Source organism: Collinsella sp. wc0529 (assembly GCF_046116875.1).
In the GTDB taxonomy this organism is placed as follows: Bacteria; Actinomycetota; Coriobacteriia; order Coriobacteriales; family Coriobacteriaceae; genus Collinsella.
The window spans coordinates 363,214-378,334 of sequence record NZ_JBJXBO010000001.1 but is presented as its reverse complement, the minus strand read 5'-3'; the positions used below and the strand labels follow the sequence as shown (position 1 = coordinate 378,334).

12 protein-coding genes are annotated in these 15,121 nt (G+C 59.7%); 4 read left to right on the top strand and 8 right to left on the bottom strand.

All coding sequences use genetic code 11. The annotated features are described in order from the left end of the window. Positions 1–8: 8 nt before the first annotated feature. Both ACKUTP_RS01580 and ACKUTP_RS01575 read right to left on the bottom strand, forming a co-directional pair. A complete protein-coding gene (locus ACKUTP_RS01580; protein WP_409063404.1) occupies positions 9–1,331 on the bottom strand; it encodes a hypothetical protein in 1,323 nt (440 codons plus the stop codon). Between the two features lie 24 nt (positions 1,332–1,355). Beyond that, positions 1,356–2,093, bottom strand: a complete 738-nt coding sequence (locus ACKUTP_RS01575) for a DUF4428 domain-containing protein (RefSeq protein WP_138340566.1) — start codon at positions 2,091–2,093, stop codon at positions 1,356–1,358. Positions 2,094–2,479: 386 nt separating this feature from the next. Here ACKUTP_RS01575 and ACKUTP_RS01570 point away from each other — a divergent pair, with 386 nt between their 5' ends. Continuing rightward, positions 2,480–4,021 carry a LuxR C-terminal-related transcriptional regulator gene (locus ACKUTP_RS01570; protein ID WP_409063403.1) on the top strand — a complete coding sequence of 514 codons (1,542 nt, stop codon included), beginning with the start codon at positions 2,480–2,482 and terminating at the stop codon, positions 4,019–4,021. A 181-nt stretch (positions 4,022–4,202) separates the two neighbouring features. Here the strand turns inward: ACKUTP_RS01570 and mgtA are convergent, their stop codons facing one another. Next, on the bottom strand, positions 4,203–6,971 hold the full coding sequence (mgtA, locus tag ACKUTP_RS01565; protein ID WP_409063402.1) for a magnesium-translocating P-type ATPase: 2,769 nt from the start codon (positions 6,969–6,971) through the stop codon (positions 4,203–4,205). A 437-nt stretch (positions 6,972–7,408) separates the two neighbouring features. Between mgtA and pyrE the strand changes: the two genes are divergently transcribed. Beyond that, the gene (gene pyrE, locus ACKUTP_RS01560) at positions 7,409–8,089 is read left to right on the top strand and encodes an orotate phosphoribosyltransferase (RefSeq protein WP_148332521.1); all 681 of its coding nucleotides are present in this window, start codon (positions 7,409–7,411) and stop codon (positions 8,087–8,089) included. A gap of 353 nt (positions 8,090–8,442) precedes the next feature. Here the strand turns inward: pyrE and ACKUTP_RS01555 are convergent, their stop codons facing one another. After that, positions 8,443–9,615, bottom strand: coding sequence for a Fic family protein (locus tag ACKUTP_RS01555; protein WP_035136612.1), 1,173 nt, complete (start codon positions 9,613–9,615; stop codon positions 8,443–8,445). A 582-nt stretch (positions 9,616–10,197) separates the two neighbouring features. Here ACKUTP_RS01555 and ACKUTP_RS01550 point away from each other — a divergent pair. Beyond that, complete coding sequence (locus ACKUTP_RS01550) at positions 10,198–10,734, top strand: PTS glucose transporter subunit IIA (protein WP_035136613.1); 537 nt, start codon at positions 10,198–10,200, stop codon at positions 10,732–10,734. Positions 10,735–10,970: 236 nt separating this feature from the next. Continuing rightward, positions 10,971–11,528 (top strand): hypothetical protein, encoded by a 558-nt coding sequence (locus tag ACKUTP_RS01545; RefSeq protein WP_035136614.1) that lies wholly within the window; start codon positions 10,971–10,973, stop codon positions 11,526–11,528. Positions 11,529–11,816: 288 nt separating this feature from the next. On the opposite strand, the gene ACKUTP_RS01540 is transcribed toward ACKUTP_RS01545, so the two are convergent. The 4 genes from ACKUTP_RS01540 to ACKUTP_RS01525 all read right to left on the bottom strand — a co-directional run bounded on the left by ACKUTP_RS01540 (position 11,817) and on the right by ACKUTP_RS01525 (position 15,045). Beyond that, complete coding sequence (locus tag ACKUTP_RS01540; RefSeq protein ID WP_409063401.1) at positions 11,817–12,485, bottom strand: HAD family hydrolase; 669 nt, start codon at positions 12,483–12,485, stop codon at positions 11,817–11,819. Between the two features lie 104 nt (positions 12,486–12,589). Continuing rightward, positions 12,590–13,624 carry a hydrogenase expression/formation protein HypE gene (gene hypE, locus ACKUTP_RS01535; RefSeq protein WP_409063400.1) on the bottom strand — a complete coding sequence of 345 codons (1,035 nt, stop codon included), beginning with the start codon at positions 13,622–13,624 and terminating at the stop codon, positions 12,590–12,592. 48 nt (positions 13,625–13,672) lie between these two features. Further along, positions 13,673–14,785, bottom strand: coding sequence for a hydrogenase formation protein HypD (gene hypD, locus ACKUTP_RS01530; protein WP_409063399.1), 1,113 nt, complete (start codon positions 14,783–14,785; stop codon positions 13,673–13,675). Continuing rightward, positions 14,785–15,045 carry a HypC/HybG/HupF family hydrogenase formation chaperone gene (locus ACKUTP_RS01525; protein ID WP_022094793.1) on the bottom strand — a complete coding sequence of 87 codons (261 nt, stop codon included), beginning with the start codon at positions 15,043–15,045 and terminating at the stop codon, positions 14,785–14,787. The genes hypD and ACKUTP_RS01525 overlap by 1 nt, the downstream gene beginning before the upstream one ends. Positions 15,046–15,121: the final 76 nt, after the last annotated feature.

The following is a 15,121-nucleotide window of genomic DNA, read 5'->3' as shown; positions in this document are numbered from 1 at the left end:
TGGATTGCTTAGTCGTCCTTGTCGTCTTTCATGACAACGGTGGTCTCGGTGTGGCTGAAGGTGTCGTGTTTCTCGGTCAGGTCGAGCTCGCCACAATACTCATCGGCACAGGTTGCTTCGTTGGCCGTCTTGAGCTGGCCTACCAGTAGCACGTCTCCGATAATCACGATGATCAGCGGCGCGATGATATTGATGAGGATGCCCTCGATATCAAAGGTGAGGTAATCCGGATCGAAGGCGTATTCCCCCATAAAGAGAATCTGGGAGAGGATAAATCCGATCATAAAGAACAGCACCGAGGCGATGGCGAGCTTGGGCTTGGAGCAGGGGAGCTCGCCGACCAAGCGGCCGGTCTGGCCGTTCATGGCAAACAGGTAGCTCTTGCCGTTCCACGAGGTGGAGAGCATCCAGACGGGGAACAGGGCGTAGTCGCTGTCTTCCCAGGTGTAGTCGAGCTGCTTGCTTTCGACCGTGGCATCGTCGTATTCGTCGACGACGGTCTCGCGCAGGACCGAGATTGTGCTTTCTTCCATGCGGCGCTCGGCGCGCGCCTTGCAAGTCTCGCAGTCCTCGTCGTAACGGTTGGCGATGTAGCCGGGCATATATGCGACCGAGAACGGACGCAGTGCGTCGTAGTCAAACGGCTCGATGGCGTCCATGTGGCCGTCGGGCATCTTGGATGATCCGTCGACGGGCACGCGCTTAAACGAGATATTGCCCTTGCGATAGGCATCGTAGTGGTCGGTGGTCGTGACGGTGCGATCGGATTCCTCGGTCACGGTCTCGTTGGTCGCGTCAAAGTACACTTCGCCGTCAACGCGGGCGCCGTAGAGCCAAAACGGCACGTAGACACCTTGGACCTCGTCGATATGGTTGCCGGTGACAAAGCTCTTGGGCAGCAAGATCTTGCCCTTGTAGTGTTCCTTGAGTGCGGCCGTGACGTCATCGCGCCCGAGCTTAAACGGAATCACCAGGTCGGGCGAGAAGTCGCCAGAGAGCTGGCCGGGCGCCACGGCGGAGTTGCCGCAGTACGGGCAGGTGGTGACGGCGACGGTGCCGTCGGACACGAGCTCGGCGCCGCACGACGAGCAGATGTAGCCGGCGTTTTGAGCCAGCTCCTGCACGGCATCGTCGACAGCAGGCTTGGGGGCCGCGGCTGCGGCATCGGCTTTGGCATTTGCCTTGTCCTGGCGCTCGCGATAGAGGGCCTCGACTTCTTCGACTTCAAAACGCGAATCGCAGTAGTCGCAGACGAGCTTTTGCTCGGCACTGGCAAAGTGAAGGGGGCCGCCACACGCGGGGCACTGATAGTTGACGCTCTCGAAGGCCATGATCGGTCCTTTCCCTGCCGGAGGCTATGCGCCGATGGCGCCGCCGCAGTATTCGCAGCGCCCGCTGGCATCGGGAATGGTGGTTGCACCGCAGAAGGGGCAGGTGACCGCGGTCTTGGGGGCCTTAGCGGCCACGACGCTGTCGCGCGTTTCCTGACGCAGCTGCACCAGCGCGTCGCGGACCTCGGTTGCCTGGCGCTTGGCCTCGCGGTATTCGATGGAACCGCGCTGATCGATGGTGGAGTCGTTCACGCGCAGGTTGATCTCGGTAAAGTACGGCGTGTTGACGTGGATGGTCAGGTTAAAGTCGTAATCCAGGTCGTAGCGCGGCGGATTGTAGCTCTCGCGCTCGCCGTCTTTTGTCTCGCGATAGATTTCGGTGCGGTGCTCGTCGATATCCATATCGCAGCCGAGTACCTGCGAGAACTCGATGATGTCGGGATTGGCGTCGCGCCAGCGGCTCTGCGAAGTGATGATCAGCAGGCCCGCGTCTTCGTCGAGCATGATGTTGGTGCGCCCGGCCGAGAGTGTGCGCGTGGGGTTGAACGACGCCAGGCGCTCGGCATTGGCCTCGCGGTAGGCGAGTTGCTCGCGGATATCGTCCGCGGTGCTGGAGCGATAGCCGTGGAAGTAGGGGGAGAGCTTGCCGGCACACTCTTTGCACAGGTAGCCTTCGCTGATCTTGGTCTTTCCCAAAAGTCCCAGCTCGGTACCGCAAATCGCGCACTCTTTCTTCTCGAACATCTTGTCAAAGAAGCCCATGGCTGCCTCCCATCAACAGGTAGCGTGTGTCACTTTTGATGATGGGGGAGTGCGCGATCTTTCACGATACCCAGACGGCTCAAGGAATCTCCACAACTGGGACACATGGCCCATTTTTCATCCGACACATAGGGACACTCCTTGCCGCGGGTAGTCATTGGGCACTCATTGGGGACGTACTTAAATGAGTGGCAGTTGGAGACACTCCTTGCCGAGCTAGAGGCCGCGCGTGCCCCTTCTGGTCCATGAGGCTCAAAACCGCGGTGTGACGTGAACGGCTGGGGTCAAATTTGCAGCATTTCAAGCCTGGCTTCGATATTGAGACTGGTTCTTTATTAAAATAGATTTCCAGACAATTGAGCGGCTGGGGGTTAACCATGAGGGGCATGGGAGACACAACCGCATATTTGCGTCGGGGCATTCGGGAGATTATATGCCTGGTGCTGTTCTTCTTCACGTTTTTGGCGTGCGAGTATCTTTTTGATGTGCGCATGGCCGAGTTCGTGTCTCCGAACGAGGTCGTTATTTATGAGAGCCTTGTCATCGGCGCGAGCGTGATTGGCTTTTTTGTGCGTCCCATTCTGTACTATCGCTATCGCCGTCCCCATGCCATTGACGCGACGAGTGACGTCACGGGCGTTTTGCTGGTGGCGGCATTGCTGCTGTTGATTATGGCGGTTCAGGTTGAGGTGGTAATTACCGGCGGTTTGGTGGCGTGCTGCGCGCTGGGCTACTGCGGATCGACTGCTCATGCAAATTTTGCGAGGCGCTTTGCGCGAACGCCCTGCTTGGCGCGCGCCGCCGCACTTTCTTACGCCATGGGCGTTCTGGTGCAGGTTCTCAACCACATGGTGGTGCCTGTCGGCATTCCTCAGCAGGCTGTTCTGGTCGTCTGTGCGATCGCGCAGGTGGCGTTGCTCCACGGTGCCCGACGCGCCAAGCTGCGCGACGAGTCCGATCCCAACTTTGAACCCAGTGCTGCCGGGCTTTCGGTAGATGCTCTGGAATATGGCGCCAAGTGGCATGACGATCCCGAGGCAAAGGCGGCATTCCGTCGCGCCGTAGTTCGCCTGACCGTGGCGACGGCGTATCTTTCCAGCGTATTCGCCGCTCTCAACGCGGGCTTCACGACCCTGCATGCTGTCGGAGCCGTCGATTTGGGCGATTGGCCGCGCCTGCTGCTTGTCGTGAGCTCGTTGGTCGCTGGCGCACTATTTGACCTGCACGGCCGCTCGTATATGAATATCGGCATGACATGTGCCGCCATACTGTCCACGCTTTCGTTCTTTGTGCTCATCGTCGATGGCAATGGCGGCAACGAGCTTGCTGCCACGATCATCTTTTATCTGGGCTTGGGCTTTTTCGTGGTGTTCTTTACCACAAAATATGCCGCCGTCTCGCTCTATGCGCGCTGGTCATATTTTTGGCCGTGCATGGGTCGCGTCGTCAACAACGTGTGCTCGATGTTCGTGACGGCGCCGGCAGTGGCGATTATCTCGAGTCAAAATGTGCTGGCTGCGGTCGGTGCGGCGCTCGTGATGTTTGTGGGCATTGCGATTACGCTGCTGGGGCAGTTGGGGCAACGGGCCGATGATGCCGCGATGCGGGACGGACTGCCGCTTGCCACCGACGATCTTGGTGGGGATCTTGCGCCCACATGCTCCGACCCCGAGCCCGTGGAGGCAGCGGAGCTCACGTCCGATGAACGCCTTGATGCCTTCGTCGCCACCTTTGGGCTTACAGAGCGCGAGCGCGATATTCTTGAGGTCTTGGTCGTTTCGGACCAGAGCGTTCAGGACATCGCCACAACGCTCTTTCTTTCGCGCTCCACGCTCTATCGCCACATTTCCTCGATCAACAAAAAGGCCGGTACCGCCTCGCGTGTGGCCCTTATCAACTTCTTCTGGTCCTGGACACCCAAGGACTAGCTAACCTCCCAATAAGTTGCGGTGGAATAGTCCCTAAATTAAAGTCACGGGGCTTTAAACAGGAACTATTTCACCGCAACTGCTGGGGGGATAGACTGCGGCGGCGGCAGAGGCAGCGGCAGCGGCGTTGGCAGCTGTGGTAGTGGCAACGGCAGCTGGCAGGGTGTTTTCCGTCTACTTGCTACAGCAGCTCGCCGTGGCGGGCAATGTAGCGGCACTTTGCCAGCTGGGTGAGCGCGATATAGGCGGTAACGATGCCAATGAGCAGCCCAAAAAAGCTCGTGGGCAGCGGCATGAGGCCGAGCACATCGGCGATGGGGCTTGCCGGCAGCCAGGTGACGAGCGCCAGGCCCAGCACGGTAAGAACGCACAATGCGGGCGCGGCGTGGTCGCGCGGGCTCGGCAGATGCGGGGAGCGCAACATGTGGACCACGAGTGTCTGCGACCACATGGACTCGACAAACCAGCCGCTCTGGAAGAGCGCAGCAAAGGTCGCCATACCCGCGACGTCGCCCGCGGCGGCAAGCTCGGACCAGCTTGCGTCCACGGCGGCGGGGCACACGACAAAGAAGAGCGCGGCGAAGGTCACGATGTCAAACAGCGAGCTCACGGGGCCCAGCTCGAGCATAAAGCCCTTGATGGATGCGGCGTCCCAGGCACGCGGGCGGGCAGTCCAGGCGTCATCGACGGTGTCCCACGGCAGTGCGATGCACACGATCTCGTAGACCAGCGACAGCAGTACCAGCTGCAGGGCGCTCATGGGCAAAAACGGCAAGAACAGGCTCGCGACGGTCACGGACAGCACATTGCCAAAGTTGGAGCTCACCGTGGTCTTGAGGTACTTGAGCAGGTTGCCGTAAGTGCGGCGGCCTTCGATGATGCCGCGCTCGAGCACGCCCAGGTCCTTCTGAAGTAAGATGATATCGGCGGATTCCTTGGCAATATCGACGGCCGAATCGACCGAGATGCCGCAATCGCTCGCACGCATGGCGGCGGCGTCGTTGATGCCGTCGCCCATAAAGCCCACGGTGTGGCCGAGCATCTCGCGCATGACACGTACCAGGCGCGCCTTCTGCAGCGGCGAGAGCTTGGCGAAGAGGTGGGTTTTCTCGGCGCGCTTGGCAAGTTCGGCGTCATCGAGCGCATCGATCTCGGAGCCGAGCAAGACGTTGCTCGCATCGATACCAATCTGCTCGCAGACGGTGGCGGCGACGCGGTCGTTGTCGCCGGTTAGGACCTTGACCGCCACGCCCTTGGCCTCGAGGGTGGCGACGGCGCCCGCGGCACTTGCTTTGGGCGGATCGAGGAAGGCCAAAAAGCCCATCAGCACCATGTCGCACTCGTCGGCGATGCCAAACTCGCCCACGCAGCGCGGATTGGTCTTCTGCGCCACGGCAATTACGCGTAGGCCCTCGGCGTTAAGTCCGGCGATCTGCTTGCGAATCTGGGCGAGCTTCTCGTCGGTGAGCGGCTGAGCGATGCCATCGATCTCGACAAAGGAGCAGATCTCGAGCATTTCCTCGGCAGCGCCCTTGGTAACCATCTGGGTTTTGCCTTGGGCGTCGGCGACAACTACGCTCAGGCGACGGCGCGAGAAATCGAAGGGAACCTCGTCGACCTTGGTGTAGCGGTCGCGCAGGCTCTGGCCCAGCATGGAATCGGGTGCGACGGTCGAGGGCGTCACATCGGCACGGTCGATTACGGCCAGGTCGATAAGATTTTTGAGGCCGGTCTGGAAGAAGCTGTTCAAAAACGCATGGCGCAGCACGCGCGCGTCCTCGTTGCCATCGGTGTTGAGGTAGCGCTCGAGCACGATGCGGTCTTCGGTGAGGGTGCCGGTCTTGTCGCAGCACAGGACGTCCATCGCTCCGAGGTTTTGAATCGCCGGCAGCTCCTTGACGATAACCTGGCGACGGGCGAGGTCCTTGGCGCCCTGCGACAGGCTCGTGGTCACGATGACGGGAAGCATCTGCGGCGTGATGCCCACGGCCACGCTCGTGGCGAACAGCAGCGCGTCGATGACGTTGCCCTTGGTGGCGGCGTTGATGGCAAAGACGGCCGGCGCCATAACGAGCATCAGGCGCACCAGCAGCATGGAGACGCTCGAGACGCCGCGGTCAAACGCGCTCTTTTCGCCGCGCCCGTTGAGCATCTTGGCGATGCCGCCCAGGTAGGTGTCCGAGCCGGTGGCAACGACAAGCGCCATGGCGGCGCCGTTTTGCACGGAGGTGCCGGTAAAGACGATGTTCTTGCAGGCAGAGAGTGGCAGTGCGGAGCCGTCGGCGCCCTCGACGACGGTGACGGCGGTGGTCTTCTCGACGGCCTCGCTCTCGCCGGTGAGTGCGGACTCGATCACAAACAGGTCGCGCGCGGTGATGATGCGGGCGTCTGCTGGCACCATATCGCCGGCAGAGAGGCGGATTACATCGCCGGGGACGAGCTCGTCGAAGGGGATCTCGATGCGCCCGCCGTCGCGCAGGGCGGTGCAAGTGTTGGAGACCAGGTCCTTGAGGGCCTCTGCCGCATTGCCGCTGCGGGCTTCCTGGATAAACTTCATGCCGCCCGATACCAGCAGCATGGTGCCGATGACGATGACCGTGGAGGGGTCGCGCTGCGGTTCGGGCACGGCGAGCACGTCGATGTAGAGCGAGACCAGTGCGAGCGCGGCGAGGATGCCGGCGAAGGGATCGATGAACGCGTCGGCGATGCGGCGGGCGAGCGTTTTGGTCGTTGCCTCGATGGTGTTGGGGCCGACGGCGTTCAGGCGCTCAGTTGCCTGCTCGACGGTGAGGCCGTTTGCCGTGGCGTCAAGCAGTACGAGGGCGTCCTCGGCACTATGGGTGGCGGCGAATATGGTGTTCTTGGACAGGCCGGTATGAGCGGCAGGGCGCGCCGTGCGGCGGCGCTTGGAGATGGCTTCGAGTACCGTGACGGTTTTGAGCATCAGCATAGGGTCCTCCTTGTTGAGGGGAGTTAGCGTACGTGTCGTATTTGCTTCAAAAAACCTAGATGTCGCTCACGTCAAGCTCTTGAGCCCGCAAAGGGTGCAGCGCGCCTTTGCGGTGGTTTTGGCGATCTGCCGGTGGCGTTTATGCGTGTGCGGAGTCCTCGCGGCGTGCCGAGGGTGACATGCAGGTTTTTCGACTAGGACTGCCTTCCATGGCACACCTCCTAAAGGCTGAGCGCAGCGCGCTTTGGGTATCTCGTACCCCTTTTTAATCCGCCCGTATTCTTGATGAGGGAGTTTGACATGTCAACCCCATTGTTCGGAAAACCATTCCCCCTGACAAAGCCTTTACAGAATGCCGTGGTCCCAAAGCGCGCCCGCATCTACGCTTCGCCTGCGCTAAACTGGAAGGCACGTACGCGATTACGAGAGGAGCCCGCATGGAGGCTTACAAGCAAGAGTTCATCAAGTTCATGGTCGAGTCTGACGTTCTTAAGTTCGGCAGCTTTACGCTCAAGAGCGGCCGTCAGTCCCCGTTCTTTATGAACGCCGGCGCTTACGTGACGGGCTATCAGCTCAAGAAGCTGGGCGAGTATTACGCCCAAGCCATCCACGATAACTTTGGCGACGACTTTGATGTGCTGTTTGGACCGGCCTACAAGGGCATTCCGCTGGCCGTCGTGACCGCAATTGCCTACCACGAGCTGTACGGCAAGGAGGTCAAGTACTGCTGCGACCGCAAGGAGGCCAAGGACCACGGTGCCGATAAGGGCAACCTGCTGGGTTATGAGCCCAAGGACGGCGACCGTGTGGTCATGGTCGAGGACGTCACCACCAGCGGCAAGTCCATCGACGAGACCTATCCTAAGGTCAAGGCTGCTGCCGATGTCGAGATCAAGGGCCTGATCGTGTCCCTCAACCGCATGGAGGTCGGCAAGGGCGGTGTGACCACCGCTCAGAAGGAGATCGAGGCCAAGTACGGTTTCCCCGTCGCGAGCATCGTCTCCATGGCCGAGGTCGTCGAGACCCTCTACAACCACGAGATCGACGGCAAGGTTGTCATCGACGACGAGCTCAAGACCGCCATCGACGCCTACTACGAGCAGTACGGAGCACGTTAGTTACGGCGTTTTACCAAACGCCGTAACTGCTCGACGCTGCGCGGGCCGCATTTGGACAATCTGACGTTCAACTTCAAGGGCGCGACCAGAAGGTCAGCGCCCTTTCGTTTCACGTCACCTTGTCTCAAATGCGACCCGCTCGCTGTCCGTTCTCTACCTGCGGCGTCGTCTTGCTCCGAATGCGGCTCGCTCGCTGTCGTTGCCGAAACATCGGCGTTGCCGGACTAGTCATTGGGGACGTTCATAAATGACTACTCAGGAATGAGCGTGGATAATCTCCCGTTTTTGGCCTGTGTGCGGGCTCAAAGTGGGAGATTATCCGCGCTCGCTTTAATTTGCTTGGGCTGCGATGCCTATCTAATCGGCTCGGCGTCTTCCCTGAGAATCGAAAGATACTCTTCATACCCGTACTGCCGGTATCTCTGTCTTGACTCGTCGAGCGGACGGAGGATACCCAATTCTTCAAATGATTTGACGAGCGAGCTCGCGGTACTCCTGCCGATATCGAGTTGGGCAGCGATGAATGCGGTGTCGACGATGGGGTGCTCTTCAAGAATGCCCAACAGCCTTTGCCCGTTTGCAGCGGTCCTTCCGAGATTTTCGGTAATGGTTGCTGTGGAACGGTTATGGAGGTCAACAAGGTTTTTTAAAGACCCTACCGAGTCCTTCGCGCTCTCGAGAAGACTGTTGCAGAAAAACTCTATCCATTCCTCGTAAGTGCCTCTCTCCCTTACGGATGTGAGTTGCCGGTAGTACTCGCTTCGATTTTTCTTGAACTGGAACGATGGATAGAACAAGCAAGAATGAAGAACGCCATCATTGATGAGCATAAGTGTAATGAGAAGCCTGCCCAGGCGACCGTTTCCGTCTAGGAATGGATGGGCAGTTTCAAATTGGTAATGGACGAGCGCCGCCCGCACAATCGGATCCATTTCGACTTGAGGCTCATTGATAAAGCGTTCGAGGTCCTGGAGCGTGTTACTCAAATCTTCAATGTTTGGAGGGACAAACGATGCGGTTGCAATGGTGCAGCCTGAGGGGCCAATCCAGTTTTGTGAGGAGCGCAGCTCGCCTGGATTCTTCTCCGTTCCGCGCACTCCGTCCAGCAGGACCGCATGAACTTGCCTAAGAAGTCTCGTGCACAAGGGCATCTTTTTGAGCAGTTCTACGCCGCGGTCGACAGCACGGACGTAATTCACGACGTCTGCGACATCTTTATGATGGAGTTGTGTTTGCGATGGACTAAGTAGGTCGTCAAACGTGCACTGGGTTCCCTCAATTTGCGAAGAAAGGAGTGCTTCTTTGCGCACGTACATTGTCAGATACATGTCGGCGTTGGGAACAAAGTAGAGCATGCCTTCAAGCTCTCCAAGCTTTCGTGAGCATGCGGAAAGCGTGCGATAGGTTTCCTCGGTGAGGTTTAGCTGCCTCAATGATTGCAAGGGCGTTGGAAAAAACGAATAGTAAGCCAATTTCCCCGATAGATTATTGCGGAGCGTTCCCTGGCCGTTCTCCTCGATTTGCATCGCGCCCTCCATATCTTTAGTGCCGGAAACTCGTTATTAGGCTAATCATATCAATTCTAATAACGAGTTTAAGGATTAAATAATTATTAGAATTGATGTAAACAATCTAATGATGAGAAGTCGTTATTACTTGACCATGGAGCTCGGCTTGGTACAAGGGGGTCATCCAAAATGAACGTGGATAATCTCCCGTTTTTGGCTCGGTGACGGCCTCAAAGTCAAAGTGGGAGATTATCCACGCTCGTTAGTTAAGCGTCCGAAAATCCACACTCGCCAAACCTACCAAAAAGGGACAGGTTTATTTTGGCACGTTTCGGTCGGTATCAGGAAGTGTCAGGGACGGGGCGGCGGCAGGACTCGAGAGCGAAAAGAAGTATCGGGTTTGGCGTGCCCGCTTCTGCCCGTCCCGCGCGTGGGCGATACTCGGCTTATCGAACCGCGATGCAAAGGAGATGCTCATCCCACGAGCACTACCGAGAAGGGCTTGCGATTCGAGTCCCCACCTTAGCATTTGAACCATTTGGCACTATAATTACCGTAGACATGCGCACAACGTTGCGCTTAATCAAGAGGAGAAAACGTATGGGTCTGTTTGATATGTTCAAGAAGAAGGCTGAGCCCGCGGCTGCCGCTGCTCCGGCCTCCATCTCTGCTTCTGCCGGCGCCGACGTGCTGTGCTCGCCCGTCAAGGGCAAGGTCATCAAGATGGCCGACGTGCCCGATCCCGTCTTTGGTGGCGAGGTTCTGGGCAAGGGCTGTGCCGTGTGGCCCGAGGACGATCTGGTCTACGCTCCCTGCGACGGTAAGGTGACCGTCACCATGGGTCACGCCGTGGGTCTGCAGTCCGATAGCGGCATCGAGGTTCTGGTGCACGTTGGCGTCGATACCGTCAACATGAACGGCGATGGCTTCGAGGGCTTCGTCAAGGCCGACGACGTTGTGAAGGCCGGCCAGCCCATACTCAAGATCGACCGCGCCAAGATCGCCGCTGCCGGTTACAAGGACTGCGTCGTGGTGGCCGTGTCCAACACCGCCGAGTTTGCCGACGTCGAGCTCACCGTTGAGGCAGAGTCCGCCGTCGCCGCCGGTGACGCCATCGTTAAGGTCGTTCGCAAGTAAACTGCGGCGTTCAAAGGATGTGCAAGGGTGGTCGGGTTTTCCGGCCACCTTTTTTATTGCACCGTGGGGAAGCGTTTTATTGCGCGTTGGGCGGGCTTGCAAACCGTTCGGACGCTAAAACGAACCGACCGCGCCTTCGCGTTGCCGAGGGTGTTCATAAGTGGATAGTATGGGCTTACTTATTACAACGTGTGCCGCGTCCGGGAAGCGCGGTGCCGCTCATTGGGAGGAACAACATGAAAAAGAAGCTGCTGCTTGCGCCCCTCATGGCCGTCTTGGTTGCATGCGTGGTCGTGCTTTCCGGCTGTGGAGGTCCTTCGGTTGAGGAGCTCATCACCGAGGATCTTACGACGCAGTTTGACGAGGTCAAGAACGGTGGCGACGACTTCCTTTCTGGTCTGGAGGAAGCTTCGGGCGACGAGTTCGAGCAGCTGGGTATCGATCCCAAGGAGTATGCCAAGACCTATCTCGAGGGCTTTGACTACAAGATCGGCGACGTGACGGTCGACGAGGACAAGGGTGTCGCGACCGCCGAGGTCTCTATCACCTGCAAGTCTATGAACAAGATCGTCGAGGACTTCTCCACCCAGTATCAGGAGAAGGTCGCCGCGCTTGACACGGTTCCTTCCGATGACGAGCTGTACAAGATGGCCGGTCAGGTTATGGTCGATGTGACCAAGGCCACCGAGCCCAGGAAGACCACGGTTATCTTCAAGTACACCTGCAACGACGACGGCGAGTGGTCTGCCGACGACTCCGTCAACTCCGAGATGATGGATGCAATGCTGAGCTAGTTCGTTGCGGCGTTTTACCAAACGCCGCAACTGCTCGACGTTGCGCGGGCACCAGAGCGACAACTTGTCATTCAAAGAGGACGGTATGACCAGAAGGTCTATGCCGTCCTCTTTTCATGCCAATTTGTTCGCTCTGGTGTCCGCTCGCTGTCCGTCCTCTACCTGCGGCGTTGCCATTGTTGGGGTAGTCGTTGGGGCGTTCTTGTCTGACTAGTCGTTTAAGAACGTCCCCAACGACTACTTTCCGCGCAACAGCATTGTCGCAGCTGCGTTAAGCAGTGTCGCTCGTTACTCGCCCAGAATCAGCGCCGCGAGCTCTGCCTGGGTGTCCACCACGTAGTCGGCGCCGGCGGCTTCCAGCTCTGCGCGGCCGCGGAAGCCCCAGCTGACGCCCGCGCTCTTAAGGCCGGCGTTGTGGCCGGTCAGGATATCGACATTGGAATCGCCCACATAGAGCGTGGTTGCCGGATCGGCGCCCAGCTCCTCCATCACATGCAGCGTGACGGGTGCTTCGGGCTTAGGCGGAAACGCATCGACACGGCCCTGTACCAGTGCAAAGCGCTCGGAACCAAAATACTTTTCGATAAGCGGAGCCGCCGAGACGTGGTCCTTGTTAGTGAGCACGGCAAGCTGAACGCCCGCGGCGCGTAGGCGGTCGAGCATCTCGATTGTACCGGCATAGGGGGCGGTGTGGTCCTCCTTGTGCTCGCCGTAGTAAGCCCTAAACTCGGCAAGCGTCTGCTCAAACATGCGACCGTCGCCCGCATATTCGGCAGGCATAAAGCGTTCGACCAGCTTGAGCATGCCGTTTCCCACCTTGTAGCGGTACTCGTCTACGGCAAACGTGGGCCAGCCGTGCATCTCGCAGGTATGGTTGCCGGCGGCCGCCAGGTCCTCGAGCGTGTTGAGGATGGTGCCGTCCAGGTCAAAGATCACATGGGAAAAAGCTGCTGCCATGAAAGCTCCCGTCATTGGGTTTCAAAACGCACCCCATGATACTGGGCATGCGTGCCGGGCATGTTTGGAATCTGAATATCTTTAATAGCCCTGAGCCTTTGTCGCTAGCAAATTCTCGGCAGCTGCTCTCCTACGAGCATGTCGAGGATGCGGGTCGAACCCCAGCCGGTGCGCACGCGCACGGCGGGACGGGCGCCCTCGGCAAGCGACAGCACGCGACCGATGACGGCGGCATTCTCGCCGTAGCGGGCGGCGTGCATGGCGCCCAGCGCCGCATCGGCTTGTTCGGCCGGCACGACGGCAACCATCTTGCCCTCGTTTGCCACCTGCAGCACATCGTAGCCGAGCATCTCGCAGGCGGCCTGCACGTCGGGACGCACGGGCACGGCATCTTCGTCGACCTCCATGGCAACACCGCTGGCCTGGGCAAACTCGTTGAGTGTGGACGCCAGGCCACCGCGCGTGGGGTCGCGAAAGCAACGCGTGCCGGGCGCTGCGGCCAGAACGTCGGCAATCAGGTGGTTGAGCGGCGCGGCATCGCTTTCGATCGTGCTCGAAAACGCCAGGCCCTCGCGTTGGCTCATGATGGCGATCCCGTGGTCGCCCAGTGTGCCTGACACCAGGATAACGTCGCCGGGGCGGCAGTTGGCGCCGCTGAGCGCCACGCCCGTGGGAACCTCGCCCACGCCGGCGGTATTGATGTAGACGCCGTCGGCCCCGCCGCGCTCGACCACCTTGGTGTCGCCCGTGATTATGGACACGCCCGCCTCACGTGCTGTCTCGGCCATCGTCTGCACAATCTGGTGGAGCTTATCCATGGGATAGCCCTCTTCGAGGATAAAGCCACACGACAGGTAGCGCACGTTGGCGCCCGAGGTCGCGACGTCGTTAACGGTTCCGCACACGGCGAGTCGGCCGATGTTGCCACCGGGGAAGAACTGCGGCGAGACTACAAAGCTGTCAGTCGACATGGCTATGTGCCCGCTCGCGGGCAGCGCGGCGACGCCGGCGTCGTTGCCTTCGAGCAGCTCGGGCGACCCAAATGCATCCAGAAAGACCTCATCGATGATGCGTTTCATCATCTGACCGCCAGAGCCGTGGCCCAACAGGACGGTGCTATCGGTGGCAGTACGGGACATATCGAAAACTCCAATCGTGGGTGGTGCCGGTGTGCGGGTGCGTCCGGACTAGTCGCGGTAGCGGTAGTACGCCGCGCAGCTGCCCTCGGAGCTCACCATGCACGGGCCGACGGGGTGCTCGGGCGTGCAGGTACGGCCAAAGAGCGGACAGCTGCTCGGTGTAATGGCCCCGCGCAGCACGTCGCCGCAGCGGCACCCGCGCGGCTCGACCGTCTCCTCGACGGGCACGTCAAAGCGGGTACGGGCATCAAAGCGCGAGAACTCGGGGCGGATGGAAAGGCCCGAGTTGGCAATCGGCCCCAATCCGCGCCATGTGGTATCGCACGGCTCAAATACCTGCTCGACCAGCTGGCGCGCCACGGGGTTGCCGTCAGCGTTGACGCCACGGCGGTAGGCATTATCGATTGCGGGTCTGTCCTCGACAACCATCTGGACCAGCATGCAGATACCCTGCAAGATGTCGACCGGCTCAAATCCCGTTACCACGCCCGGGGTCTTAAACTCGTCGACCAAAAAGCCAAAGGGGGCTAAGCCCGTGATGGTGGCGACGTGTCCCGGCAGGATAAAGCCGTCGATGGCGGTCTCGGGATCGTTGGCGATGGCGCGCAACGCCGGCGGCGTGGTCTTGTGGGCGCAATAGACCGAAAAGTTCAAAAGCCCGCGCGCCTCGGCCTCCAAGATGGCGGCGGCGATGGTGGGCGTCGTAGTCTCAAAGCCCACGCCCATAAAAATGACCGGGCGATCGGGGTTTTGCTCGGCAATGTCGAGCGCGTCGAGCGGGGAGTAGACGATGCGGATGTCGCGCCCGGCCGCCTTTTGCGCAGCGAGCGAGGTAGACGATCCGGGCACGCGCATCATGTCGCCAAAGGTGGTGATGATGGCGCCGTCTATGTTGGCGAGCGCGATTGCGTGGTCGATGTCGCGGTTGGCGGTAACGCAGACGGGGCAACCCGGTCCGCTCAGCAGCTTGAGCCCGGCCGGCATAATGGAGCGAAAGCCATAGCGGCCGATGCTCACGGTGTGCGTGCCGCAGACTTCCATAAGGTTGATGGTGCGGTCGCCGACGAGTTCATGGATGCGCTCGATGAGCTCGCGGGCCAGCTTGGAATCGCGAAATGCCGAAAAGTCGATACCGGAGCGAGCCGGCTGTCCGGCCGCCACTAGTATGCCTCGGCCGGGTTGCTGGCCAGTTGGTCTTCTTCGGCCAGTTCGGTCATGGCATTAACGAGCTCGAGCGTTTCTTGCGCTTCCTGCTCGTCGACGATCTGGATGCCAAAGCCGGCGTGTACGAGAATATAGTCGCCAACCTGTGCCGTCGGCACGAGTCGTAGCGACACGGGGCGCTCGATGCCCATCATGTCGACGGTGGCCTTGAGGTCGTCGTCGCGTTTGACTACTTTACCGGGAACGGCAAGGCACATAATGTTCCCCTTTTAGACGCTTTGCGTTGGATAGGCGCTCAATAATCCATCAGTTGATGGTAGCGCTCGCGGGGTT

What these genes read in the sequence shown, in the direction of transcription:
- mgtA (WP_409063402.1), bottom strand. Translation starts at nt 6,971, where the DNA reads ATGCTGATGCTCAAAACCGTCACGGTACTCGAAGCCATCTCCAAGCGC.
- ACKUTP_RS01580 (WP_409063404.1), bottom strand. Translation starts at nt 1,331, where the DNA reads ATGGCCTTCGAGAGCGTCAACTATCAGTGCCCCGCGTGTGGCGGCCCC.
- ACKUTP_RS01540 (WP_409063401.1), bottom strand. Translation starts at nt 12,485, where the DNA reads ATGGCAGCAGCTTTTTCCCATGTGATCTTTGACCTGGACGGCACCATC.
- hypE (WP_409063400.1), bottom strand. Translation starts at nt 13,624, where the DNA reads ATGTCCCGTACTGCCACCGATAGCACCGTCCTGTTGGGCCACGGCTCT.
- ACKUTP_RS01550 (WP_035136613.1), top strand. Translation starts at nt 10,198, where the DNA reads ATGGGTCTGTTTGATATGTTCAAGAAGAAGGCTGAGCCCGCGGCTGCC.
- ACKUTP_RS01575 (WP_138340566.1), bottom strand. Translation starts at nt 2,093, where the DNA reads ATGGGCTTCTTTGACAAGATGTTCGAGAAGAAAGAGTGCGCGATTTGC.
- ACKUTP_RS01525 (WP_022094793.1), bottom strand. Translation starts at nt 15,045, where the DNA reads ATGTGCCTTGCCGTTCCCGGTAAAGTAGTCAAACGCGACGACGACCTC.
- ACKUTP_RS01570 (WP_409063403.1), top strand. Translation starts at nt 2,480, where the DNA reads ATGGGAGACACAACCGCATATTTGCGTCGGGGCATTCGGGAGATTATA.
- pyrE (WP_148332521.1), top strand. Translation starts at nt 7,409, where the DNA reads ATGGAGGCTTACAAGCAAGAGTTCATCAAGTTCATGGTCGAGTCTGAC.
- ACKUTP_RS01555 (WP_035136612.1), bottom strand. Translation starts at nt 9,615, where the DNA reads ATGCAAATCGAGGAGAACGGCCAGGGAACGCTCCGCAATAATCTATCG.
- ACKUTP_RS01545 (WP_035136614.1), top strand. Translation starts at nt 10,971, where the DNA reads ATGAAAAAGAAGCTGCTGCTTGCGCCCCTCATGGCCGTCTTGGTTGCA.